Source organism: Streptomyces sp. NPDC048196, from assembly GCF_040652715.1.
Taxonomy (GTDB): Bacteria; Actinomycetota; Actinomycetes; order Streptomycetales; family Streptomycetaceae; genus Streptomyces; species Streptomyces siderophoricus.
On the sequence record NZ_JBEZMM010000060.1, the window covers coordinates 1 to 22,127 of the forward strand.

Below are 22,127 nucleotides of genomic sequence, written 5' to 3' on the forward strand. Positions count from 1 at the left end.
CCGCACCCAACACCCACCCAGCCCGCCGCAGGCGCAACGGCGAACAACACCCGCGGCGCAGCAGACAGCAACGTGCGGCGGCGCCGCAAAGCGCACAACGGCAACCCCCGCGGCGGGACAGACGGCTGCGTGCGCGGCGCCGCAAAGCGCAACGACGAGACGACCCGCGGCGCAGCAGACAGGTACGTGGGAGACGCCGCAAAGCGCGCAACGGCGAGCCCCGCGGCGCAGCAGACGGGTACTTGGGAGGCGCCGCAAAGCGCACAACGGCGAGCCCCGCGGCGCAGCAGACAGGTACGTGGGCGGCACCGCAAAGCGCAGCGGAACGTCAGTGCACACGCCACACGCGGAGGCCCGACGACGGGGCGGGCGTGGCCGCGGAGGCGACCGTGCGTGGGCCCGTGGGGAGGTCGCGCACGTACGCGGTGCCGCCGGGGTGGGCCGGGGACGCCGGGATGACGACCTTGCCGTCGCGGGCCTCGCTCAGCGCGTCGATCTCGTCGGCGAGGGCCAGCCCGCCGCGGCCGGTCAGCCGCAGGGCCGCCTCCTTACGGGTCCACAGCTGGGCCAGCCGGTGGGCCCGCCGGTCCTCCGGGGCCTCCTGGACGTAACGGCGTTCCAACAAGGTGAAGGGCAGCAGCAGTTCGCCGACCGGGCCGCGCGGCACGGTGTGGACGGAGAGCGCCACCGGGAGGTCCCTCGACACGGCGAGGAACTGGCGGCCGGGGTCGGTGGCGAGGCCGAGGCAGAGACGCGCGCCCGGAGGCCAGCCGGCCGCGACCGGGGGTGCGGCGGACACCGGGCGGCCGAACCCGTCGCGGGTCACCGGAATATCCCGTGGAGAACACTGGAGTAACCGGCCGAGAAATTCTGTCAAACAGTGGGGCTGCCGAATGTCTTCGCCGTCGGACCAGAATATGTGTAATGCGCCGTCGGCTAATTCTTCGGTGCGCTCCGGGTGCCAAATCCCCTCGTCAACAGGTACGTTGGACGTTTCGCCGGGGTCGGCAGGTCTGAGCGAATGGCCGCTCGGGTGCGTGTCACAGAAAGGCTCGTCCCCCCGCATACATCCCCTCGCACCATGTCTCCTTTCTGCGGACGGATGACGTCCACAGAAAGCAGTGCACTGAGTCGATTTGATTTACCGTTCGGAGATCCTCAAGGTAACCCTGGTCTATGCCTGCGTCAACAAGCGACGACCGAAAATCAACTCTGGTTTACTCATCGGCATTACCAGATTTCGCCAAGTTTGTGGCCGAGGTGGCGATGCCGGGCACTCCCCAGTCCTGCTCCGGCCAGGCCGGTCGGGGGTGGCTCGCGCGGCGCCTGGACCTGCAGGGTTAACACAACTGCCCTGCATACACTGCCAGTTGTGATGGCTGGCCGATATTCACCTTTGCCACCGTCGTGTGCGACGGCGGCGCGCTCCTGCCGGACGGGACCGCACGCCGGCAGGAGCGCGCGCCGGCCCAGGGAACCGCGTGGTGTACGCGTTCCGGGCGGGGCTCAGGACGCCAGCTGCTTCTCGATCCGGAGCACAATGTCCAAAACCCTACGCATGTCCTTCATTTCCTCTTCGGGCAGTGCGATCCCGAAGCGCTCCTCGGCGACCACGATCACCTCGGCCATGGCCAGCGAGTCCACGTCCAACTCCTCGACCAGGGACTTCTCTTCGGTCACCTCGGCCGGTACGACACCGGCCACCTCGTGCAGGATCTCGGCGAGCTGAGCAACGATCTCTTCTCTGGGCGGAACGGTCATGACGATCACCTCTCTGTCGGACACGGGCGGGGCATGGTTCTTCGACCGGATGGACGGCCGCAGGGGTGCCGGGCGTATGGCCCGAGCGCGGTCCGAGTGCGGCCCGGGCGGGTGGCCGGGCGCGCGGCTGGTTGCACGGCCGGGTGCGCGGCTGGATGCGTGGCGCCGCGCTGCCGTCCACGCGAAGTGACGGAGTGCGGCGGCGCCGGCGCGCATACGCGACGCAAGAGTCATGGTTTTGACTATGCTTGACTATTCTAGTCAACTGGAGGTCGGATAGGTTGTCAATGACGACCTATCAAGACCAAGGCCGGACATTGGCGTTGAGTTTTGTCCGGTGACTCTGAAGTCGAGGACGAGTCAGACGGAGGCACCGCATGAGCGGTCTGCTCGACGGAAAACAGCTGGTGATCACCGGTGTGATCACCGAAAGCTCGATCGCCTACGCGGTGGCCCGGCTCGCCCAGGAAGAGGGCGCCAAGATCGTCCTCACCGCGTACGGGCGGCCGAGTCTGGTGGCCCGGCTCGCCCGGCGGCTGCCGGTGGAACCCCCTGTCGTGGAGCTGGACGTCACCGACGAAGCCCAGCTCAGCACGCTCGCCGACCGGGTCGGCGAGCATCTGGACGGACTCGACGGCGTGCTGCACTCGGTCGCCCACGCCCCCGCCACCTGCCTGGACGGCGGGTTCCTGACCGCCCCGTGGCGCGATGTGTCCGCCGCGCTGCACACCTCCACTTACTCCCTGGTGGCGCTCACCATGGCCTGCCGGCCACTACTGCGCCCGGGCGCCTCCGTCGTCGGCGTGGATTTCGACGCCTCGCGGGCCTGGCCCGGCTACGACTGGATGGGCGTCGCCAAGGCGGGACTCGAAGCCTGTTCCCGCTATCTGGCGCGGGACCTCGGCGGCCACGGCATACGCGCCAACCTCGTCGCGGCCGGCCCGCTGCGCACCCTGGCCGCCAGGGGCATCGGCGGCGACGGCCCGTCCTTCGAGAAGAGCTGGTCGACGCGGGCCCCACTGGGCTGGGACCCGCAGGACGCGGAACCGGTCGCCCGTACCTGCCTGGCCCTGCTCTCGGACTGGCTGCCCGCCACCACCGGCGAGATCGTCCACGCGGACGGCGGCCACCACATGATCGGCGACTGACCCACCATGACGGTCAGAGCGACCTCCGGCCCGACCGGCCACCCGCCGCCCGCCACCCGCGCCGGTGCTGGTGCTGGTGCTGGTGCCAGCTCGGATGGCGGCACCGGCACCGGCACCAGCACCAGCACCGACATTGACTACTTAGGTGGCGGCACCTGTGCCGATACCAGCACAGGTACAGGCACCGGAACCGGCACCAGTACAGGCGCAGGCACCGAAAACTCCGGCACCGGCACCGGCACCGGCACCGGCACTGGCACCGGCACTGGCACCGGCACTGGCACCGGCACCGGCATTGACTCGGGTGGCGGGGCCGGGCGTACCGAGCCCGACGGCGGTGTCCGCACCACCGGCCGGGCGCCGGACGTCCCCCGCTGCGACGCACCGGACGTCCCCCGCTGCGGCGCGCCGGACGTCCTCCGCTGCGGCCCGTACGTCCTGGACCGGGCGCGGATCGCCGAGTTCGCTGCCGCAGTCGGGGACCCGCACCCCGCCTACACGGACCCGGTCGCCGCCCGCGCTCTCGGCCATCCCGACACGCTCGCCCCGCCCACCTACCTCGTCACCCTCGCGGCGCACGCCGAGGACCAACTGCTGCGCGCCCGGCCGGACATACCCGGTCTCGACGGTGCCGTGCACCGCGCCCAGAGCCTGCGGCACGCCCGCCCCGCCCACGCCGGCGACGTCCTCCACGCGACCGTCCGCCTCACCGACGTCGCGCACCTCGCCGGCCGTCGGCTCCTCACCCTCGATTGCGCCTTCCACGACGCGGACGGCCTGTGGGTGGCCACCACCACCTCCACCCTGCTGTGCCGCCCCCTCGACCCCACGGGATCGGAGCACCCATGACCGACACCATCGCCCCTCCGGTCGCCGCCGCCCGGCTCGTCGACGGCACCGCGGCCCCGCGCGGCGGCACCGGGAACCCGTCCGACGCCACCGGCGCCCTCGACGGACCGGCGCTCGGCCACCGGCTGGCGGCCACCGCGCACGCGCTGCACGGACTCGGCGTCCGCGCCGGCGACCGGGTCCTGGTCCAGGGCGACAACAGCATCGACTACGTCGTGACGCTGCTGGCCCTGATGCGGCTGGACACCTCACTCGTCCCGCTCGACCACCGGCTCTCCGCCGCCGACGCCGCCGCGGCCGCCCGCCAGGCCCGGGCCCGCTGGCTCGTCACCGCCGCGGACCGCACCACCGGCTTCCCCGGCATCCCCGACCACCGCATCGTCCACTATCCGCACCTCGCCCCCGTACTCCCCACCGCATCCGTGTCCCCATCCGAACCCCTATCCGCGTCCGCATCCGCATCCGCCCCGGCGCCCCTGGCGCCCCTGGCGCCCGGGGCCGACCCCCTCGATGCCTGGTTCCGCCGCCCGGACGCGCTCGTCCTGTGGTCCTCGGGCACCACGGGACGCCCCAAGGGCATCGTGAAACCCGGTCACGCCGTCCTCGACAACTCGCTGCGCACCATCCGGGCCATGGGCTACCGCGCGGACGACGTGCTCGCGCCGCTGCTGCCCTTCTCGCACCAGTACGGGCTCTCGGTCATCCTGCTGTGGTGGCTGGCCCGTTGCACCCTGCTGGTCACCCCGTACCAGCGGCTCGACGCGGCGGTCGGCCAGGCCGCCGCGCACGGCGCCACCGCCGTGGACGCCGCCCCGTCCACCTACCACTCGCTGCTCGGCGTGGTCCGCCGCCGCCCGGAAGTACGCGCCGGTCTCGCCGGCGTCCGCGTCTGGGGCGTGGGCGGCGCACCCCTGCCGGCCCCCCTGGCCGAGTCCTTCCGCACGACAATGGGCCGTCCGCTGCTGGACGGCTACGGCCTGACGGAACTCGGCAACGTCGCACTGGCCACGCCGGACGCACCGCACGGCTGCGGGCGCCCCCTGCCCGGCGTACGGCTGCGCGTGCTGCGCCCGGACGGCACCGTTGCCGCGCCCGGCGAACTCGGCGGCATCGAGGTGCGCTCCCCCGGCCTGATGGCCGGCTACCTCCGCGAGGACGGCTCACTCCGTCCCGTCGACCCGGACGCCTGGTACCCGACGGCCGATCTCGGCAGCGTCGACGCCGACGGCACCGTACGGGTGGCGGGCCGCAATCAGGCCGTGCACCGGCTGGGCTTCACGCTCTATCCCGAGAGCCTGGAGCGCCGTGCCGAGGCCTGCGGCCGCCCGGTCAAGGTCCTGGCGGTGGAAGACCAACGCCGCGGTAGCGCACTGCACTTCGTCGTCGCGGACCCGGAGGGCGGTGCCCCGCTCACCTGGCGCCGGCGCCTGGCCGAGCACCTCGCGGAGTACGAACAGCCCAATGCGGTCCATGTCGTCGACCACTTCCCCCTCACCGCCAACGGAAAGCCGGACACGCGCGCGTTGCGTGCTCAGCTGGGGCTGGGGTCCTGAGGGGGATGAATTCTCAAGTCTTTTAGAGTTGCGGGTTCTTCTTGGTCAGCTGTGAGGATGGTGCGTTGCGCTGACCACCGTGCTGCAGCTAAGAGTCTGCGTCTCGTCCTGCCTCGCGCTCGTCCTGCCTCGCGCTCGTCCTGCGCTTGTCTTGCCTTGCGCATGTCTTGCGCTCGTCTTGCCTTGTTTTGCTCTCGACTCGTCCTGTGCCTGCTCGTCTCGTCGGCGCGGAGCTGTCACGCACCGTCCCGCCCATGTCAGGGCCGGCGGGCCTGGCCGGTGGAAATGCTCGCGAAGACCTGCCGCCGCCGGGCTCAGACCGTACGGGCGGTGTGCGCACGGCGACGGGCCGCCGGGATGACCGCGGGGCGCGGGTTCACGGTGCCGGGGGTCTGCGGTGCGGCCCCGGCGTTGGCGGTGGGCAGCGGCTCGGTGCCACGGATGCAGCGGCTGCGCAGACCAGGAGAGGCACCGTGCGCCTCGGCGTGGATGCGCTGCTTGATGGTGGGCGGCAGCTCGGGCCGGGTGAGCAGCGGCCGGGCGGGTGTGGCGGCCTGGCCGCACCGCGTCACCGTGCGCGGTGCCGGCACCGTGGGTCCCTCGACGACCGGTGTCTCCAAGGCGGGCGGCTCCGCCGCGGGTGCCGGGGCAGCGGGTGCCGCCGCGACGGGTGTCCGTGGTGCCGGGGTATCCGGACCCGGACCGTCCGCGCCCCGCGGCTCGGTGCCCGCGTCCGCCTTGCCCAGCGTCCGCTCGTAGAGCGCGGCCTCCCGGCGCGCGGCCGATGCCGGCGCGGAGACACCCAGCGATGCCAGCAACTTGCCGAGTACGGCAAGGCACATCGCCCAGAACGTCATGACCTTGTTCGCAGCCATGGCTCCTCACTTCCCATCAGGATCTCCGTACGGGAGATCCGCTTGCTTCCCTCTGTACTTCGGTTGCACCGCCGCAGTTGCACCGCTCCGCTCGCATCGCTTACGTTGCGCCGCTTCTGTTGCGTTTTCTTATGATGAGTACGCAATGGGAGGATTCACGGACCGACGCCCCCGGGTCGGCGTTCTTCCGATGAACACCACCCGTACGCAGTAGCCGCCGCGGGTGCGCGCCACGGATTCCCGGGTTATGGCGGGTCGGAACAGCTCGGAACAGCTCCGGACAACTCGGGGCAGCTCGGGGCGGCGGCCCGCAGGGCGGAGCGCAGGCCGTCGTGGGGCCGGGCAGAGCGCGCAGGGCGGAGTGGGCCGGGCGGAGTGGGCCGGGCGGAGTGGGCCGGGCGGAGTGGGCCGTAGTTTCAGGCGCCGGGGTCAGGCGCCCGGGGGGGCAGGCACCGGGGGGTCAGGCGCCGCGGTTCAGGCCGGGGTGGCCGGGTGCAGTGCTCCCGTGCGGGCCATCTCGGCCATCATGCGGACGGCCTCGGGCTCCGGGGTGGTGGGCGGGATGATCAGCAGGTCCCAGCGGCCGTTGCCGGTGGAGACCAGGCAGAGGGTGTCCGGGGCGTGGTGGCCGGTGGTCCGGCGCAGGCGGACGACGTGCCCGTCGACGATGACCCGGGCCGGCAGGGCGGGCCAGGCATCGCCGTTCACGGTGGCGTGGGTGATCCGCGGCCAGTCGAAGGGCAACGCCATCAGCAGCGCGGGGAGTTCGGCCAGCAGGTCGGTCGAGTGCGGCCACCAGACACCGTCGATGCGCCGGACCGTCTCGCTGTGCGGGGCGATGGCGACCCGGGCGACGGGCGGCGGGGCGTGGTGCTGGTGCTGGTGCTGCCCGGCGGTGGTCACAGGTCGCCACCCGTCTTGCCGGAGGGCGGTGGTGCGGGTGGTGGGCCGGCCAGTGGTCCCGGCCGGGCGCCGTCACGCGGGCGCCTGCGGATCCGCTGCCGCATCGACTGCATCCGGTCCGCGTACCGGTGGGTGGCCATCCGTCCGGCCTGCTGGGCATTCATCCGGGCGATGAACAGCGCTCCCAGCGCGATCAGCGCCAGCAGTACGACCACGGTCAACAGAGTCTGCATGGTGCTCACCTCACTCGGGCGAACCGCGGCAGATCGGCGGACGGCGGACGGTCTGTGCGCGGCGGACGATCTCTGTCCGGCAACCGATCGGTGTCCGGCAACCGCTCAGTGTCGGCAACCGACCCGTGTCCGGCAGACGATCATCCGGGTATCGCAGACGGTCGGTGGATCGCGGCCGATCCTGGTGCGCCCGGTGTTGTGGGTCCCCGAGTCCCTTGGTGCTTTTACGGTACCCCGCACGGGCCCGTCGCATCCCTCCGTAGCAGGTGAAGGGCCCTGTGCTCTCGGTAGCGGGACGAGCCGGGCCGCCGGTCGTCGGCAGGCTCGGGCAAGGTGCACCGATCTCCTACGACGACTCCCGCACCAACTCCCGCCGACTCCTGCACCAACTCCCACGCCAACTTCTACAAGCCTGTAGATTTACTTCCCTAGGGCCTCGGCGGCCCTCAGGCGTCGGCAGGTGCCGGCGTCTAAGGTGCCCCGACGCCCCGGCCAGCGGGACACCCCGCGCGATGGGAGGCGACGGCATGGGCGGGAAGCCCTTCGGGACGGCGCCCGACGCCGGGGGAGCCGGCCGGGGGGATTCAGGGCACGGGAATCCGGGGGACGGGGACCTCGGCGCGGCGGGGCGGGGGCACGGCCGCCGGCGCGGGCAGGGTCAGCTGGAGTCCCAGGTGCTGGCCGCCCTGCAGCACGCACCGGGGCCGGTCACCGCCGCCTGGGTGCAGGAACGACTCGGTGGCGACCTCGCGTACACCACGGTGATGACGATCCTGTCGCGGCTGCACGCCAAGCAGGCCGTCTCCCGCGAGCGCTCCGGCCGCGCCTACGTATGGACCCCGGCCGCCGACGAGGCCGGGCTCGCCGCGCTGCGGATGCGCCGCGTCCTGGACGGCGAACCGGACCGGGACGCGGTCCTCACCCGCTTCGTCTCCGCCCTCTCGCCCCACGACGAGCAACTGCTGCGCAGCCTCCTCGATCGCGCCACGGACGACGCCCCCGGCCGGGACGCGACCACGAACGACGCCCCCGCCCAGGACGCGGCCACGGACCACGCCACCAGCCGGGACGCCGCCCCGGACGACGCGAGCAGCCGGGACGCGCCCTCGAACCATCGGCGTTCTTCTACACCCATGTAGAACTTGCCGGTAGAGTTCGCGTACACATGCGCAACGGGCGTGTCCGGCAGGGGAGATGGCGACGAGGTGCGGACTCCTGAGCCGGGACTGCGCGCCGCCGGAGGCGGAGGTGCGGTGGGACCACCAGCCGGTGGAGGTTCAACACCCGGACGACACTTGGGCCTTGGGCCGGATCGGCGGCTGATGGACGGATGCCGCCGGCGAGGTGTGGTGCCGGCTGCGGGCGCGGCCCGGCGGCGACGGCCCCCGCCGGTGCCCCTACGACCCGGAGTCCGTCCGGCCGTTGCCCAGCGCGGGCGTCTGACCCACCGCCCCCGCACCGGCCCGGCCGCCCCGGGCCGCGACTTTGGCGTCCTGTGCAACCTTCGGGGCGCCCCAACCATCTGCATCAGCAGACCGGCGCACTCCTCGTACCGAATGCGCCGGACCTGAGCAGTTTCGACCAGCACCATCCCCAGACCAGCAGAACCAGCAGCAGGACCGGCAGGACGAGCTTTCCCGGCAGGAACGGCTTCCCCGGCGGGTCCGGCGCGACCAGAAGAGCCAGAAGGGCCATCCGCGTGCACGACAGGCAGCCGCACCAGCAGACGGCCCGATGGGACGACGACGCGACCCCCGACGCCACACCCCGCTCCTCCTCCGACGGGCCCGGCCGCCGCTCCGGTGGCTCCCGCAGGGCGGGCAGGGCGAAACCGTCGGGCCGGAGGAACGCGTCGGAAGGGAAGGTCCGGATGACCCGTCGCGGCCGGATCGTGGCCTGGACCGGTGGTGTGCTCGGCGTCCTGATCCTCGGCACGGCCGGGGCGGGGGCGTGGGTCTACCAGCACCTGGACGGCAACATCCACGGCGTGGACATCGGCGTGGACGGCAAGCGGCCGGTCAACCTCAGCCCCGGCTCCAAGAACATCCTGGTCGTCGGGTCCGACAGCCGGGCCGGCGCCAACGCCAAATACGGCAAGGGCCTGACCACCATGCAGTCGGACACCCTGATGGTGCTGCACATCGCGGCCAACCATAAGTGGGCCACCGCGGTGTCGTTCCCCCGTGACTCATGGGTGCAGATCCCCGCCTGCACCCGCGGCAACGGCTCGAAGTCCTCCGTGCACCACTTCAAGATCAACGAGGCCTTCTCGATCGGCGGTGACTCCGGAAGCGTCACGAAGGCCGCCGCCTGCACCATCAAGACCGTCGAGAAGAACACCGGGCTGCGGATCGATCACTTCACCTCGATCGACTTCCAGGGCTTCAAGGGCATGGTCAACGCGCTCGGCGGCATCGAGGTCTGCCCCAAGCACGCCATCCACGACAAGAAGGCGCACCTGGACATGGACGCCGGCTGCCAGAACGTCCAGGACGAGAAGGCGCTCGGTTACGTCCGCACCCGCTACAGCGTCGGCGACGGCTCCGACCTCGGGCGGATCGGCCGCCAGCAGGAATTCATGAAGGCGCTGGCCGCGAAGGCGCAGTCCAAGCTGACCAGCCCGGGCGAGCTCTACGACTTCCTCGACTCGGCGACCAGATCCCTCACCACCGACAACGACCTGGCCGGCCTCAAGCAGCTCTACGACCTCGCCTCCACGGTCAAGGACATCCCCAGCGACCGCCTCACCTTCATGACCGTGCCCAACTACTACCGCGAGGCGGACGTCCCCACCGACCACGCCAATGTGATCTGGCAGTACCCGCAGGCCGGCGAGTTGTTCAGCGACCTCGCCCACGACCGGGAGATCGGTGCGGCCGGCAAGGCGAAGTTCGCCGAGGCCGCCAAGAACCCGATGACCGCGCGCTCCGTGCGGGTACGCGTCCTCAACGGCACCGGCACCTCCGGCCAGGCCGCCACCGCCGCGGAGCAGCTGCGGCGGCTCGGCTTCACGGTCATCGGCACCGGCAACGCCCCGGCGACGGACCGGACCACGGTGACCTACTCCGGTTCCCTCCAGCCGCAGAGCGAGGTCCTCGCCGCCCGCCTGCCGGGCCTGAAGCCCACCCGGTCCGCCGATGCGGCAGCGGGCGAGGTGACGCTGACCATCGGCCCGGACTTCACGGCGTTGATGGGCAGCTAGCCACGCGGCGGGCCGCGGCGGGCCTGCGTCCCCGCGCACCCGCCGGACGTACCCGCACACTCGCTGGACGGACCCGTGCAGCCCCGGACGCACTCGTACGCGCCCGGACGGCACGCCGTGCCACCAGCAGCACAGCGCGTCCCGGTCTCACCTTCCCCTGCGCCTTCGCCCAGGCCGGCGCCTCGGCCGTGCGCCTGCGCGCTGCGTCAGCCCGGTGTGTTCCTCACGCCTGCAGCCGCTCCACCGGCCGGGCGGTGTGCACCTCGATGTCGTGCGCCGCCCGCTGCAGCAGCTGGTGGCTGAGGTCCGACATCGCCCGGGCCACGGCCAACTCGTCGCCGATGGCCGGGACGTTCTCGTCCGCGGGGTTGCACCGCGCCGAGCCCTGGCCGACCATCTGGCCGCCTTCCTTGCCGCGCAGCCTGGCCTCCGCCCGGACCTCGCTGCCGGTCTCGGTGATGCTGATCTCGGCGTTCCATGTCTTCGTGGCAGTCACCGGAAGCCTCCTCATCCGCCCGTACGCAGCACATGAACCGCCCCCACGAAAATCCTCGCACCGGGGCCCGCGGGCCGCACCTGCAGTTTTCTGCACCCTCACTCTCGGGTTTTCCCCATGGTCCACGCCCCCGCCGCCGCCTTAGTCTCGTTCTTCGCGGCCGCCCGGCGGCCCGCCTCTTGTGACCACCAACTGCCGTTCGTCCCGGGGGATTTCATGCAGCACCGCCATCACCACCGCGCCCGCCTCCCCCGCCGCACCTTCGCGGCCGCCGCGGCGGCCGTCGTCGGGGTGTGCGGGATCGGTGCCTGCGGTCTGCTGCCGGGGGAGACGTTCGAGGACGACGCCGTGCTGTCGAAGAAGATCACGGCCGTCCGGCTGGACTCCGACTCGGGCGGCGTCACGGTCCGCGGCGGCGAGGGCGGCGGCAAGAACGGCGACGCGGTCTCGCTGCACCGCTCGGTGGAGTACCACGACGACCGCCCGGAGGGGGCGACGTACCGGGTCGAGGACGGTGTGCTGGTGCTCGGCGGCTGTGGCGACGCCTGCTCGGTGACGTACACGATCAAGCTTCCGGCGGGCATCCCGGTCAGCGGGCAGACCTCGAACGGGGCGGTGCAGCTGAGCCGGGTCGGCGCGGTGAAGGTGACCACCAGTTCCGGGGCCGTCGACCTCGACGGCGTCAGCGGCCCGGTCGACGTACGGACCAGCAACGGCGCGATCACCGGACGCGGCCTGTCCGGCGGGCACATCACCGCCGAGACGTCCAACGGCGCGATCGACCTGACCCCGGCCCGACCGCAGGACGTCCGCGCGAAGACCTCCAACGGCTCGGTCACCGTACGAATGCCCAAGGGCCGCTACGACATCTCCGCGTCCACCAGCAACGGCGCGAAGCACATCGGCCTGACCGACGACCCCTCGGGCCGCTACCGGCTGAGCCTGACCACCTCGAACGGGGACATCACCGCGAAGGCGGCGTGAGGCGTGACCTGCCGGTGCCCGGCCGACCGGCCGGGCACCCGTGCACGCTACTCCTCGCCGCCCTCCAGCTCGCCCTCGGTCTCCAGGAAGACGTCCCGCAGCGCGGCCAGGGTATCCGCGTCCGGCTTCTCCCACATGCCGCGGGACTCCGCTTCCAGGAGGCGTTCGGCGATGCCGTGCAGGGCCCAGGGGTTGGCGTCCTGGAGGAAGGCGCGGTTCTCGGCGTCGAGGACGTAGGTCTGCGCGAGCTTGTCGTACATCCAGTCGGCGACCACGCCCGTGGTGGCGTCGTAGCCGAACAGGTAGTCCACGGTGGCGGCGAGTTCGAAGGCGCCCTTGTAGCCGTGGCGGCGCATCGCCTCGATCCAGCGGGGGTTGACCACCCGGGCCCGGAAGACCCGGGAGGTCTCCTCGACCAGCGTGCGGGTGCGGACGGTCTCCGGGCGGGTGGAGTCGCCGATGTATGCGGCCGGCGCCTGGCCGCCGCGCAGGGCCTTCACCGTCGCCACCATGCCGCCGTGGTACTGGAAGTAGTCGTCCGAGTCGGCGATGTCGTGTTCGCGGGTGTCGGTGTTCTTGGCGGCGACCGCGATCCGCTTGTACGCGGCCTCCATCTCGTCCCGGGCCGGGCGCCCTTCCAGGCCGCGGCCGTACGCGTAGCCGCCCCAGACCGTGTAGACCTCGGCGAGATCGGCGTCGGTGCGCCAGTCGCGGGAGTCGATCAGCTGGAGCAGGCCGGCGCCGTAGGTGCCGGGGCGGGAGCCGAAGATGCGGGTGGTGGCGCGCCGTTCGTCGCCGTGGGCGGCCAGGTCGGCCTGGGTGTGGGCGCGGACGAAGTTGTCCTCGGCCGGTTCGTCCAGCCCGGCGGCGAGCCGTACCGCGTCGTCCAGCAGGCCGGTGACGTGCGGGAAGGCATCGCGGAAGAAGCCGGAGATGCGCAGCGTGACGTCGATGCGGGGGCGGCCGAGTTCGGCGAGCGGGACCGCTTCGAGGCCGGTGACGCGGCGGGAGGCGTCGTCCCATACGGGGCGGACGCCGAGCAGGGCCAGGGCCTCGGCCACGTCGTCGCCGCTGGTGCGCATGGCGCTGGTGCCCCACAGGGACAGGCCGACGGACTGCGGCCAGTCGCCGTTGTCGGTGCGGTAGCGCTCCAGCAGGGAGTCGGCGAGGGCCTGGCCGGTCTCCCAGGCCAGCCGGGAGGGCACGGCCTTGGGGTCCACGGAGTAGAAGTTGCGGCCCGTCGGCAGCACGTTGACCAGCCCGCGCAGCGGCGAGCCGGACGGGCCGGCCGGGACGAAACCGCCGTTCAGGGCGTGTACGGCGTGGTCGATCTCGTCGGTGGTGGCGGCCAGCCGCGGGACGACCTGGCGGGCGGCGAAGTCGAGGATGTCGGCGACCTGCGGGCCGTGGCCGGCGGCCACACCGGGCACCGCGGCCGGGTCCCAGCCGGCGTCCTCCATCGCCTGGACCAGGGCGCGGGCCCGGGCCTCGGCCTCGTCGGCGGTGGTGCGGGTCGCGGCGGACTCGTCGAGGCCGAGGGCCTCGCGCAGGCCGGGCAGGGCGGAGGTGCCGCCCCAGATCTGCCGGGCGCGGAGGATGGCCAGGACGAGGTTGACCCGGGCCTCACCGGACGGCGCGGCGCCCAGGACGTGCAGACCGTCGCGGATCTGGGCGTCCTTGACCTCGCACAGCCAGCCGTCGACGTGCAGCAGGAAGTCGTCGAAGCCGTCGTCGTCCGGGCGCTCCTCCAGACCGAGGTCGTGGTCGAGCTTGGCGGCCTGGATCAGCGTCCAGATCTGGGCGCGGATGGCGGGCAGCTTGGCCGGGTCCATGGCGGAGATCTGCGCGTACTCGTCGAGCAGCTGCTCCAGGCGCGCGATGTCGCCGTAGGAGTCGGCGCGGGCCATCGGCGGGACGAGGTGGTCGACGAGGGTGGCGTGCACCCGGCGCTTGGCCTGGGTGCCCTCGCCGGGGTCGTTCACCAGGAAGGGGTAGACCAGCGGGAGGTCGCCGAGGGCGGCGTCCGGGCCGCAGGCCGCGGACAGGCCGGCGTTCTTGCCGGGCAGCCACTCCAGGTTGCCGTGCTTGCCGAGGTGGACCATGGCGTCCGCGCCGAACCCGCCGTCCGCGCGGGACGCGGCGATCCAGCGGTAGGCGGCGAGGTAGTGGTGGGACGGCGGCAGATCGGGGTCGTGGTAGATCGCGATCGGGTTCTCGCCGAAGCCGCGCGGCGGCTGGATGAGGACCAGCAGATTGCCGCGGCGCAGCGCGGCGAGCACGATGTCGCCGTCGGGGTTGTGGGTGCGGTCCACGAACATCTCGCCCGGCGGCGGCCCCCAGTGCTCCTCCACCGAAGTGCGCAGCGCCTCCGGGAGGGTGGCGTACCAGCGCCTGTAGTCGGCGGCCGGGATGCGGACGGGGTTGCGGGCCAGCTGCTCCTCGGTGAGCCACTCCTGGTCGTGGCCGCCGGCCTCGATGAGGGCGTAGATCAGCTCGTCGCCGTCACCGGATTCGAGGCCGGGCACCGGCTCGGCACTCTCGTCGCCGAAGTCGTAGCCGTCCGCGCGCAGCCGCCGCAGCAGTTCGACGGCGGAGGCCGGGGTGTCCAGTCCGACGGCGTTGCCGATGCGGGAGTGCTTGGTCGGGTAGGCGGAGAGGACCAGCGCGAGGCGCTTCTCGGCATTGGGGAGGTGGCGCAGCCGGGCGTGGCGCAGTGCGATGCCGGCGACCCGGGCGGCGCGCTCGGGGTCGGCGACGTAGACCGGGAGGCCGTCCTCGTCGACCTCCTTGAAGGAGAACGGAACGGTGATCAGCCGGCCGTCGAACTCGGGCACGGCGATCTGCGAGGCGGCGTCGAGCGGCGAGAGGCCCTCGTCGTTCTCCTCCCAGGCGCTGCGCGGCCCGGTCAGGCACAGCGCCTGGAGGATCGGGACGTCGAGGGCGGCCAGCGCGCCCGCGTCCCAGGACTCGTCGTCGCCGCCGGCGCCGGCCTCGGCGGGCCTGGTGCCGCCGGCGGCGAGGACGGTGGTGACGATGGCGTCGGTGGTCCGCAGCGCGTCGATGAGTTCGGGCTCGGGGGCGCGGAGCGAGGCGACGTAGAGGGGGAGCGGGCGGCCGCCGGCCGTCTCGATCTGCGCGCACAGTTCGTGCACGAAGCCGGTGTTGCCGCTCATGTGGTGGGCGCGGTAGTAGAGCACGGCCACGACCGGGCCGGTGCCGTCGGCGGCCGGGCGCTCCAGCCGGCCCCAGGTCGGGGCGGGCACGGGCGGTTCGAAGCCGTGGCCGGTGAGCAGCACGGTGTCGGAGAGGAAGCGGGCGAGCTGTTCGAGGTTGCCCGGGCCGCCGTGCGCCAGGTAGGCGTGCGCCTCGGCCGCGATGCCGACCGGGACCGTGGACTGCTCCATGAGCTGGGCGTCCGGGGCCTGTTCGCCGGTGAGGACGACCACCGGCCGGTGCTGGTCCTCGGCGAGCAGCAGGTCGAGTCCCTCTTGCCAGGCGCGGATGCCGCCGAGGAGGCGTACGACGACGAGGTCGGTGCCGTCGAGCAGGTCGGGCAGCCCGGTGACGTCGAGGCGGGCGGGGTTGGCGAGCCGGTACGCCACCGGGCCGGTGGCCGCGCGGGCACTGAGCAGGTCGGTGTCGGAGGTCGACAGCAGCAGGATTCGGGGGGCCGCGGGGTGGTCCCCGGACGAATGCAGCATGCGAGCGCTGGCCTTCCTCGGGGTGTCCGCGCCCCGGGTGGTCGTAAGGACGGCGGGAGTTCCTGACTCACCCGGCACCGGCCGGGTTCACAGTGGCGGGACCGCGCCGGATTCTCACCGGGCTTCCTCCCTCGGGCCCAAGGGCCCGGCGCCGTCGCTGGCGTCCGACGGGTCAGCCGACCCGCCGACCTGCATAGTAAGGGCTGCGGGCGGAGGAGGTAAGCGGGCCTCGGCGGGGCCGGGGCGCCACCGCGGGTGGCGGCTTCCGCACGCCCGGGACGCGGGCCCCCGGGACCCGGGCCACGGTGGCCGGATTCGTCCGTTTCATGGCCTGATCCGCCCCGGATCGGTCGCGCACCGTCGTAGGTATGCTCGCCGCCATGCCGCCCTCCCCCTCACCACGGCCCCGACGGGCCGAGCCGCCCGTGCGGGCCCGCGGTGACGCCTGCCCGGGAGCACTGCGGCTGCATCCCGCCGCCGACGGCCATCTCGCCCGAGTACGCATCCCCGCCGGTGACTTGACGGTCCGTCAGGCGCACGCGCTGGCCGATGCCGCGGACCTGCTCGGTGACGGTCGGCTGTCCCTGACCTCGCGCGGCAACGTCGAGCTGCGCGGCCTGCCGGACGGCTGCGGCGGCCGCCTCGCCGAGCTGCTGCACGACGCCGGCCTGCTGCCGTCCGAACGCCACGAACGCATCCGCAACATCCTCGCCTCCCCGCTGGCCGGACTGGACCGGAACACCCCTGCTGACGTGCGGTGGTGGGCCCGCCGGCTGGACGAGCTGCTGTGCGCGAGCGACTCCGCGACCGCGCTGTCCGGCCGCTTCCTGTTCGTCCTGGACGACGGGCGGGGCGATGTGGCGGCGCTCGGCGGCGATGTGACCTTGGTCGCAGAATCGGGCATCACGGGTGACGGGACGGCCGGCGGCGGGGCGCTGCTGCGGGTCGGCGACGACCCGGCGACGCTGCGGATCGCCGGCCCGGACGCACCGCGCGCGGCACTGGCCGCCGCCGAGACGTTCCTGACCACCGCGCAGGCCGGCGACACCGGCGCCTGGCGGGTGCGCGAACTCCCCGAGGGCCACGCACTGTCGGCGCGGGACGTGGCGGAGCGGCTGCGCGCGGCGGGCATCGAGACGTCGTACGTGGCGGAGGGGGTAGGTGCGGCCGAGCCGGTGGTCCACCACGCGGACTCCTCCGCCCCCGGCATCATCGAGGGCCGCGACGGCCGCCGCGCGCTGTCCGTACTCGCGCCGCTCGGCAGGCTGTCGGTGGCCCAGTGGCGGCTGCTCGCCTCCCTCGCGGCCGACGACGGATCCGGCGAACTCCGCCTCACCCCGTGGCGCGGCATCGTCGTCCCCGGCCTGTTGGCCGCCGCGGCCGCGCCCCGCCTCCGCGAACTGGCCGCCGCCGGCCTGGTCACCGACCCGTCCTCGCCCTGGCACCGCATCGGCGCCTGCACCGGCCGACCGGGCTGCGCCAAGTCCCTTACCGACGTCCGCGCGGACGTGACGGCCGCGGTCGAGGCAGGCACACCTCTGCCGCCGGGCCTCCCCGCATCCGTCCCCGTGCCGGCGGCAGCCCCCCTCTACTGGTCCGGCTGCGAGCGCCGCTGCGGGCATCCGCACGGCACCTGGATCGACGTACTGGCGACGGAGGCGGGGTACCGGGTCGCGGTCGTCGGCCCGGACGCACCGCGGCCGACGCCGCCGGCGACAGCAACCGCAACCGCAACCGCAACCGACAGCACCACCCGCAACACCAGGAACGCCAGAAACGAGGCCAGAGTGACCGCGTTCGACTACGAGAAGGACGGTGCGGAGATCTACCGCCAGTCCTTCGCCACCATCCGCGCCGAGGCGGACCTCGCCGGCCTGCCCGCCGACGTCAGCCGGGTCGCGGTCCGGATGATCCACGCCTGCGGCATGGTCGACCTCGTACGCGATCTGGCCTTCACCCCCGGTGTGGTGACCGCCGCCCGCAAGGCGCTGCGCGACGGCGCGCCGATCCTCTGCGACGCCAACATGGTCGCCAGCGGCGTCACCCGCAAGCGGCTGCCGGCCGGCAACGAGGTGCTCTGCACGCTCGCCGACCCCGCGGTGCCGGACCTGGCCGCCCGGATGGGCACCACCCGCAGCGCCGCGGCCCTGGAACTGTGGCGGGACCGCATGGAGGGCGCCGTCGTCGCGTTCGGCAACGCCCCGACCGCCCTCTTCCGGTTCCTCGAAATGATCGAGGAGGGCGCTCCCCGCCCGGCCGCCGTGATCGGCATACCCGTCGGCTTCATCGGCGCGGCGGAGTCCAAGGACGCCCTCATCGCCCATCCGTCGGAGCTGGACCACATCGTGGTGCGCGGACGGCGCGGCGGCAGCGCCATGGCCGCGGCCGCCCTCAACGCCCTGGCTAGCGAGGAAGAGTGAGCGTGAGCGAGCAGCAGGAAACCGGCACCGGCACGGGCGCCCGCACCGGGACCACCGGTCGTCTCTACGGCGTGGGCCTCGGCCCCGGCGACCCGTCCCTGATGACCGTACGGGCCGTCGAGGTCATCGCCGAGGCCGACGTCATCGCCTACCACAGCGCCCGCCACGGCCGTTCGATCGCGCGCTCCATAGCGGCCCGGCACCTGCGCGCCGACCACATCGAGGAGGCGCTGGTCTACCCGGTCACCACCGAGTCGACCGACCACCCCGGCGGCTACCGCGGCGCGCTCGACGAGTTCTACGAGGAGGCCGCGGAGCGGCTGGCCGCGCACCTCGACGCCGGCCGCACGGTGGCGGTCATCTCCGAGGGCGACCCGCTCTTCTACGGCTCCTACCAGCACATGCACAAGCGGCTCGCGCACCGCTACCCGACCGAGGTGATCCCCGGCGTCACCTCGATCAGTGCCGCCGCGGCCCGCCTGGGCAAGCCGCTCGCGGAGGCCGACGAGGTCCTGACGATCCTCCCCGGCACGCTGCCCGAGGAGGAACTGACCGCCCGTCTGGCCTCCACGGACGCCGCCGTGGTCATGAAGCTGGGCCGCACCTTCCCGACCGTCCGCCGCGCCATGGAACGCGCCGGCCGCCTCCCCGAAGCCCACTACGTCGAACGCGCGACGATGCCCGGCGAGCGCACCGCCGACCTCGCCGCGATCGACTCCGACACCGTCCCCTACTTCTCCGTCACGGTCGTCCCCAGCCGCATCGCGGCCCGGTCGGCACCGCAGCCGTCCGAGACCCCGGCGTCCGAACGGGGAGCGGGCGAGGTCGGTGAGGCGCGCGAGCTGGGCGAAGTGGGCAAGCTGGACGAGCTGGGCGAAGTGGTCGTCGTGGGCACCGGCCCGGCGGGCCCCCTCTGGCTCACCCCCGAGTCCCGCGGCGCCCTCGCCGCCGCCGAGGACCTGGTCGGCTACACCACCTACCTGGACCGCGTCCCGGTGCGCCCCGGCCAGCGCCGCCACGCCTCCGACAACAAGGTCGAGTCCGAACGCGCCGAACTCGCCCTGGACCTGGCCCGCCGCGGCCGCCGGGTGGCCGTGGTCTCCGGCGGCGACCCGGGCATCTTCGCGATGGCGACAGCAGTCCTGGAAGTCGCCTCGCAGGACCCGTACCGCTCGATCCCGGTCCGCGTCCTCCCCGGCGTCACCGCCGCCAACGCGGCCGCCGCCCGCGCCGGAGCCCCCCTCGGCCACGACTACGCGGTCATCTCCCTCTCCGACCGCCTCAAGCCGTGGGAGGTCATCGCCGAACGCCTCCACGCCGCCGCCTCCGCCGACCTGGCCCTCGCCCTCTACAACCCCGGCTCCCGCAGCCGCACCTGGCAGGTGGCCAAGGCCCGCGAACTCCTCCTGGAACACCGCGCCCCGGACACCCCGGTCATCCTCGCCCGCGACATCGGCGGCCCCGAGGAATCCGTCCGCACCGTCCCCCTCGCCGACCTCGACCCCACCCAGGTCGACATGCGCACCCTCCTGATCATCGGCTCGTCCCAGACGCAGAAGGTACGACGCGACGACGGCACGGAGATCGTGTGGACGCCGCGGCGGTATCCGGAGAAGTAACACGCAGATGGGTGGGCCCCCGGGAACGAGCCCGGGGGTCACGCCCCTTGCCGGCAAACCTGGCACCGGTCCGTGGCGTCCCACTCCTCCCACCCGAAGGCGGTGGGCGCAAAGGGACGTCCCTCCAGTTCCTCGCGCACGGCCACGCGGTAGGCCCAGACCGCTTCGAGGTAGGGGTGATAGACGTCGTGGAAGGCGCGCGAGTTCTGCCGCGCCCCTTCCGCAACGGCACGCTGCAGCGCCCGCAGCCGCTCGAACATGGCCTGTCCAGCACCGGCGACGGCGATACTCGCGTCGATGAACAGCCGCTCCCGCACCTCGTGTATCGCAGCGTCGGTCAGCGCCGCACGCACAGCGGCAACAGGGTCCGCCTCGGCATCAGGCTCCTGCGCGATCCGCCGGAGCCGCGCGTGGCACACCCCGGCGGCGGAGATGAACTCGATGTAGACCGCCCGCCGCCGCTCCGCACTGCTACGGGCTTTCTCATGCCGCTGCTTGAGCTGATCCGCAAGCACGGTCCCGGAAATGGCGATCAGACCACCACTCACGGTCGCGACCAGCGTCCCCCAGTCCACGCGTCCCCCTTCACGGCAGCTATGAACGACGACCAGGCGGTGGCGGGGATGCGCAGCGCCGGGCCGTCGGGGTTCTTGCTGTCGCGTACGGGCACGGTATGCGAGGGCCCGTCGGCTACCTCCACGCAGTTGTCGTCTCCGCCGTCGCTGTAGCTGCTCTTGCGCCACACCGTGCCGCCCCGGCCAGGCAACGCCGTCATAGCCGCCCGTCCTTCACCGTCTCTATGAAAGAGGTCCAAGCGCCAGCGGGGACGCACAGCACCGGACCGTCGGGGACCTTGCTGTCGCGGACGGGCACGGTGTCGGCGAAACCGTCGGCAACCTCGATGCAGTTGTTGTCTCCGCCGTCGCTGTAGCTGCTCTTACGCCACACCGTGCCGCTCCGGCCAGGCAACGCCGTCATAGCCGCCCGTCCTTCACCGTCTCTATGAATGAGGCCCAGGCGCCAGCGGGGACGCACAGCACCGGACCATCGGGAACCTTGCTGTCACGGACGGGGACGACGTCGGCGAAACCATCGGCTACCTCGACGCAGTTGTCCTCTCCCCCGTCGCTGTAGCTGCTCTTGCGCCAGGCTGCACCCACAAGGTTCGAGGTCGTCTTCATGGCTTGCTTTCCTCCATCAACTGCCGGATGAATGCTGCTGAGTCGGACGGCGAAAGTGCCGCGTCTCGGAGCCGATCGTAGGACAGGCGGTATCGCGTGATTTCGTCTGGCTCTTCGATCAGTTCGCTTGACGTGTTGCCTTCCAAGTGGGCAACAGCGCTCCCGTCCGCCATCCAGAGGATCGACAGGGAGCCACCCATCAGGTTATGCACGCCGGTGGCGAACGGAAGCACCTGGATGGCCATATGAGGCGCCTCCGCAGCCTCGGCAAGCCGCGCTAGTTGGCCGTGCCACACGACCGGGTCGGAGGCCGGGCGCCGTAGTGCCGACTCGTCGAGGATGATGCGAATGCTCGGTGGCCGATCCCGTTGGAGGAGTTCCTGCCTGCCCAGGCGGGCCGCGACGGCTTCTTCGAGTTCGTCGGGGCTTATGGGCGTCGGCGACGAGGACAGCACCAGCCGGGCGAAGTCCTCCGTCTGCAACAGACCGGGGACGACCACCGAGTACTTGTGAATGATCACGGCCTTCGCCTCGTACTGCATGAACAACCGGTACCTGTCCTTGAACGCATCCAGCCGCGCCAACCTCCACAGCCGGACGAGCAGTTCCCCCGTCCCGTGGACCCGGTCGAGGGCCTCCATGACCGGTAGCTTCGAGAGGCGTTCGCCGGTTTCCAGGCGGTGCAGGTACGTGCGGTCGTAGTTGGTTTCCTCGGCCAGCTGGGCCAGGGATTTTCCGGCGACCTCGCGTAACCGGCGGAGTTCGCAGGCCAGAACCCAGCGGGCGGAGTCCTCGTTCTCGGAATTCTTTTCGACCATCCCCACTCCCCTTGTTGCCCATTCCCATGGCAACGCCCGCCTGCTTTGCAAGCAGCGTCGCATCCACAACTCTAGGGATCCGCAAGGGCGTTGGCGTCACCCGCCAGGATCCGAACTTAGAGAAGGGAAGAAATAGATGGTGGAGCGCAGTCGGGCGGCCGCGACGATCAAGGATGCAGAGGATGCACGGGACGAGTTGCGTGTGGCATTGAAGGGGGCGGGCGTGACCTTGCCCTCGTTGACGCTGGATGGGGTTTCGCTGGCGGGGGATTTCCCGCGGCCCCTCCTCGACCTGGGGCGTTGTACGCCGCAGACCGCGCGGCGGCTGGCCGGGGCGTTGCGAGGCGAGGTGGGGTGAATGGTTCGGTGAGTGACGAAGAGAAA

22 protein-coding genes, 1 pseudogene and 1 riboswitch are annotated in these 22,127 nt (G+C 72.3%); of the genes and pseudogenes, 10 read left to right on the top strand and 13 right to left on the bottom strand.

What is annotated here, in order from left to right:
* Positions 1–328: 328 nt before the first annotated feature.
* Both AB0E02_RS34270 and AB0E02_RS34275 read right to left on the bottom strand, forming a co-directional pair.
* A complete protein-coding gene (locus AB0E02_RS34270; RefSeq protein ID WP_362147004.1) occupies positions 329–826 on the bottom strand; it encodes a hypothetical protein in 498 nt (165 codons plus the stop codon).
* Between the two features lie 680 nt (positions 827–1,506).
* On the bottom strand, positions 1,507–1,761 hold the full coding sequence (locus tag AB0E02_RS34275; RefSeq protein ID WP_362147007.1) for an acyl carrier protein: 255 nt from the start codon (positions 1,759–1,761) through the stop codon (positions 1,507–1,509).
* A 377-nt stretch (positions 1,762–2,138) separates the two neighbouring features.
* Here AB0E02_RS34275 and fabI point away from each other — a divergent pair, with 377 nt between their 5' ends.
* Genes fabI through AB0E02_RS34290 form a run of 3 tightly spaced genes read left to right on the top strand, consistent with a single transcriptional unit; the run spans position 2,139 to position 5,311 of the window.
* Positions 2,139–2,909: an enoyl-ACP reductase FabI gene (gene fabI / locus AB0E02_RS34280; protein WP_362147010.1), complete on the top strand. Its 771-nt coding sequence runs from the start codon at positions 2,139–2,141 to the stop codon at positions 2,907–2,909.
* A 6-nt stretch (positions 2,910–2,915) separates the two neighbouring features.
* The gene (locus AB0E02_RS34285) at positions 2,916–3,758 is read left to right on the top strand and encodes a MaoC family dehydratase (RefSeq protein ID WP_362147012.1); all 843 of its coding nucleotides are present in this window, start codon (positions 2,916–2,918) and stop codon (positions 3,756–3,758) included.
* Positions 3,755–5,311 carry a class I adenylate-forming enzyme family protein gene (locus AB0E02_RS34290; protein WP_362147015.1) on the top strand — a complete coding sequence of 519 codons (1,557 nt, stop codon included), beginning with the start codon at positions 3,755–3,757 and terminating at the stop codon, positions 5,309–5,311. The genes AB0E02_RS34285 and AB0E02_RS34290 overlap by 4 nt, the downstream gene beginning before the upstream one ends.
* A 314-nt stretch (positions 5,312–5,625) precedes the next feature.
* Here the strand turns inward: AB0E02_RS34290 and AB0E02_RS34295 are convergent, their stop codons facing one another.
* From AB0E02_RS34295 to AB0E02_RS34305, 3 genes are all read right to left on the bottom strand, one after another.
* Positions 5,626–6,186: a DUF6344 domain-containing protein gene (locus AB0E02_RS34295; RefSeq protein ID WP_362147017.1), complete on the bottom strand. Its 561-nt coding sequence runs from the start codon at positions 6,184–6,186 to the stop codon at positions 5,626–5,628.
* A 474-nt stretch (positions 6,187–6,660) separates the two neighbouring features.
* Positions 6,661–7,089 (bottom strand): DUF5994 family protein, encoded by a 429-nt coding sequence (locus AB0E02_RS34300; protein ID WP_362147020.1) that lies wholly within the window; start codon positions 7,087–7,089, stop codon positions 6,661–6,663.
* Positions 7,086–7,322, bottom strand: coding sequence for a hypothetical protein (locus AB0E02_RS34305; protein ID WP_362147023.1), 237 nt, complete (start codon positions 7,320–7,322; stop codon positions 7,086–7,088). The genes AB0E02_RS34300 and AB0E02_RS34305 overlap by 4 nt, the downstream gene beginning before the upstream one ends.
* A 662-nt stretch (positions 7,323–7,984) precedes the next feature.
* On the opposite strand from AB0E02_RS34305, the gene AB0E02_RS34310 reads away from it, so the two are divergent.
* The gene (locus AB0E02_RS34310; protein WP_362147098.1) at positions 7,985–8,461 is read left to right on the top strand and encodes a BlaI/MecI/CopY family transcriptional regulator; all 477 of its coding nucleotides are present in this window, start codon (positions 7,985–7,987) and stop codon (positions 8,459–8,461) included.
* 388 nt (positions 8,462–8,849) lie between these two features.
* Here AB0E02_RS34310 and AB0E02_RS34315 read toward each other — a convergent pair whose 3' ends face one another.
* Positions 8,850–9,086, bottom strand: coding sequence for a hypothetical protein (locus AB0E02_RS34315; RefSeq protein ID WP_362147025.1), 237 nt, complete (start codon positions 9,084–9,086; stop codon positions 8,850–8,852).
* 106 nt (positions 9,087–9,192) lie between these two features.
* Here AB0E02_RS34315 and AB0E02_RS34320 point away from each other — a divergent pair, with 106 nt between their 5' ends.
* Positions 9,193–10,524, top strand: a complete 1,332-nt coding sequence (locus AB0E02_RS34320) for an LCP family protein (RefSeq protein WP_362147028.1) — start codon at positions 9,193–9,195, stop codon at positions 10,522–10,524.
* A gap of 223 nt (positions 10,525–10,747) precedes the next feature.
* Here AB0E02_RS34320 and AB0E02_RS34325 read toward each other — a convergent pair whose 3' ends face one another.
* Complete coding sequence (locus tag AB0E02_RS34325) at positions 10,748–11,020, bottom strand: DUF1876 domain-containing protein (RefSeq protein WP_199816264.1); 273 nt, start codon at positions 11,018–11,020, stop codon at positions 10,748–10,750.
* 117 nt (positions 11,021–11,137) lie between these two features.
* On the opposite strand from AB0E02_RS34325, the gene AB0E02_RS34330 reads away from it, so the two are divergent.
* Complete coding sequence (locus tag AB0E02_RS34330) at positions 11,138–12,004, top strand: DUF4097 family beta strand repeat-containing protein (RefSeq protein ID WP_362147030.1); 867 nt, start codon at positions 11,138–11,140, stop codon at positions 12,002–12,004.
* Between the two features lie 47 nt (positions 12,005–12,051).
* Here the strand turns inward: AB0E02_RS34330 and cobN are convergent, their stop codons facing one another.
* Positions 12,052–15,705 (bottom strand): cobaltochelatase subunit CobN, encoded by a 3,654-nt coding sequence (gene cobN, locus AB0E02_RS34335; protein ID WP_362147032.1) that lies wholly within the window; start codon positions 15,703–15,705, stop codon positions 12,052–12,054.
* A gap of 36 nt (positions 15,706–15,741) precedes the next feature.
* Positions 15,742–15,870: riboswitch (cobalamin riboswitch) on the bottom strand.
* Positions 15,871–16,085: 215 nt separating this feature from the next.
* Between cobN and cobG the strand changes: the two are divergent.
* The 3 genes and pseudogenes from cobG to AB0E02_RS34350 form a co-directional block, all read left to right on the top strand.
* A pseudogene (gene cobG, locus AB0E02_RS34340) lies at positions 16,086–17,312 on the top strand (precorrin-3B synthase); the annotation flags it as partial.
* Positions 17,313–17,492: 180 nt separating this feature from the next.
* Positions 17,493–18,125, top strand: a complete 633-nt coding sequence (locus AB0E02_RS34345) for a precorrin-8X methylmutase (RefSeq protein ID WP_362147101.1) — start codon at positions 17,493–17,495, stop codon at positions 18,123–18,125.
* Positions 18,126–18,127: 2 nt separating this feature from the next.
* Entirely contained in the window at positions 18,128–19,744 is a 1,617-nt protein-coding gene (locus AB0E02_RS34350) for a precorrin-2 C(20)-methyltransferase (RefSeq protein ID WP_362147035.1), read from the top strand.
* A gap of 38 nt (positions 19,745–19,782) precedes the next feature.
* Here AB0E02_RS34350 and AB0E02_RS34355 read toward each other — a convergent pair whose 3' ends face one another.
* The 5 genes from AB0E02_RS34355 to AB0E02_RS34375 are packed head-to-tail and all read right to left on the bottom strand — an operon-like array spanning position 19,783 to position 21,743.
* Positions 19,783–20,319 carry a CchlQ gene (locus tag AB0E02_RS34355; RefSeq protein ID WP_362147038.1) on the bottom strand — a complete coding sequence of 179 codons (537 nt, stop codon included), beginning with the start codon at positions 20,317–20,319 and terminating at the stop codon, positions 19,783–19,785.
* Positions 20,289–20,519, bottom strand: a complete 231-nt coding sequence (locus tag AB0E02_RS34360) for a DUF397 domain-containing protein (protein ID WP_362147041.1) — start codon at positions 20,517–20,519, stop codon at positions 20,289–20,291. The genes AB0E02_RS34355 and AB0E02_RS34360 overlap by 31 nt, the downstream gene beginning before the upstream one ends.
* Entirely contained in the window at positions 20,516–20,722 is a 207-nt protein-coding gene (locus AB0E02_RS34365) for a DUF397 domain-containing protein (protein WP_362147044.1), read from the bottom strand. The genes AB0E02_RS34360 and AB0E02_RS34365 overlap by 4 nt, the downstream gene beginning before the upstream one ends.
* The gene (locus AB0E02_RS34370; protein ID WP_362147047.1) at positions 20,719–20,925 is read right to left on the bottom strand and encodes a DUF397 domain-containing protein; all 207 of its coding nucleotides are present in this window, start codon (positions 20,923–20,925) and stop codon (positions 20,719–20,721) included. Before AB0E02_RS34370 ends, AB0E02_RS34365 begins: the two co-directional genes overlap by 4 nt.
* The gene (locus AB0E02_RS34375; protein ID WP_362147050.1) at positions 20,922–21,743 is read right to left on the bottom strand and encodes a helix-turn-helix transcriptional regulator; all 822 of its coding nucleotides are present in this window, start codon (positions 21,741–21,743) and stop codon (positions 20,922–20,924) included. The genes AB0E02_RS34370 and AB0E02_RS34375 overlap by 4 nt, the downstream gene beginning before the upstream one ends.
* A gap of 136 nt (positions 21,744–21,879) precedes the next feature.
* Here AB0E02_RS34375 and AB0E02_RS34380 point away from each other — a divergent pair, with 136 nt between their 5' ends.
* The gene (locus tag AB0E02_RS34380) at positions 21,880–22,101 is read left to right on the top strand and encodes a hypothetical protein (RefSeq protein ID WP_362147053.1); all 222 of its coding nucleotides are present in this window, start codon (positions 21,880–21,882) and stop codon (positions 22,099–22,101) included.
* Positions 22,102–22,127 lie beyond the last annotated feature (26 nt).

What these genes read in the sequence shown, in the direction of transcription:
- AB0E02_RS34365 (WP_362147044.1), bottom strand. Translation starts at nt 20,722, where the DNA reads ATGACGGCGTTGCCTGGCCGGAGCGGCACGGTGTGGCGTAAGAGCAGC.
- AB0E02_RS34370 (WP_362147047.1), bottom strand. Translation starts at nt 20,925, where the DNA reads ATGAAGACGACCTCGAACCTTGTGGGTGCAGCCTGGCGCAAGAGCAGC.
- fabI (WP_362147010.1), top strand. Translation starts at nt 2,139, where the DNA reads ATGAGCGGTCTGCTCGACGGAAAACAGCTGGTGATCACCGGTGTGATC.
- AB0E02_RS34330 (WP_362147030.1), top strand. Translation starts at nt 11,138, where the DNA reads ATGGTCCACGCCCCCGCCGCCGCCTTAGTCTCGTTCTTCGCGGCCGCC.
- AB0E02_RS34360 (WP_362147041.1), bottom strand. Translation starts at nt 20,519, where the DNA reads ATGACGGCGTTGCCTGGCCGGGGCGGCACGGTGTGGCGCAAGAGCAGC.
- AB0E02_RS34295 (WP_362147017.1), bottom strand. Translation starts at nt 6,186, where the DNA reads ATGGCTGCGAACAAGGTCATGACGTTCTGGGCGATGTGCCTTGCCGTA.
- AB0E02_RS34290 (WP_362147015.1), top strand. Translation starts at nt 3,755, where the DNA reads ATGACCGACACCATCGCCCCTCCGGTCGCCGCCGCCCGGCTCGTCGAC.
- AB0E02_RS34305 (WP_362147023.1), bottom strand. Translation starts at nt 7,322, where the DNA reads ATGCAGACTCTGTTGACCGTGGTCGTACTGCTGGCGCTGATCGCGCTG.
- AB0E02_RS34375 (WP_362147050.1), bottom strand. Translation starts at nt 21,743, where the DNA reads ATGGTCGAAAAGAATTCCGAGAACGAGGACTCCGCCCGCTGGGTTCTG.
- cobN (WP_362147032.1), bottom strand. Translation starts at nt 15,705, where the DNA reads ATGCTGCATTCGTCCGGGGACCACCCCGCGGCCCCCCGAATCCTGCTG.
- AB0E02_RS34285 (WP_362147012.1), top strand. Translation starts at nt 2,916, where the DNA reads ATGACGGTCAGAGCGACCTCCGGCCCGACCGGCCACCCGCCGCCCGCC.
- AB0E02_RS34275 (WP_362147007.1), bottom strand. Translation starts at nt 1,761, where the DNA reads ATGACCGTTCCGCCCAGAGAAGAGATCGTTGCTCAGCTCGCCGAGATC.
- AB0E02_RS34320 (WP_362147028.1), top strand. Translation starts at nt 9,193, where the DNA reads ATGACCCGTCGCGGCCGGATCGTGGCCTGGACCGGTGGTGTGCTCGGC.
- AB0E02_RS34380 (WP_362147053.1), top strand. Translation starts at nt 21,880, where the DNA reads ATGGTGGAGCGCAGTCGGGCGGCCGCGACGATCAAGGATGCAGAGGAT.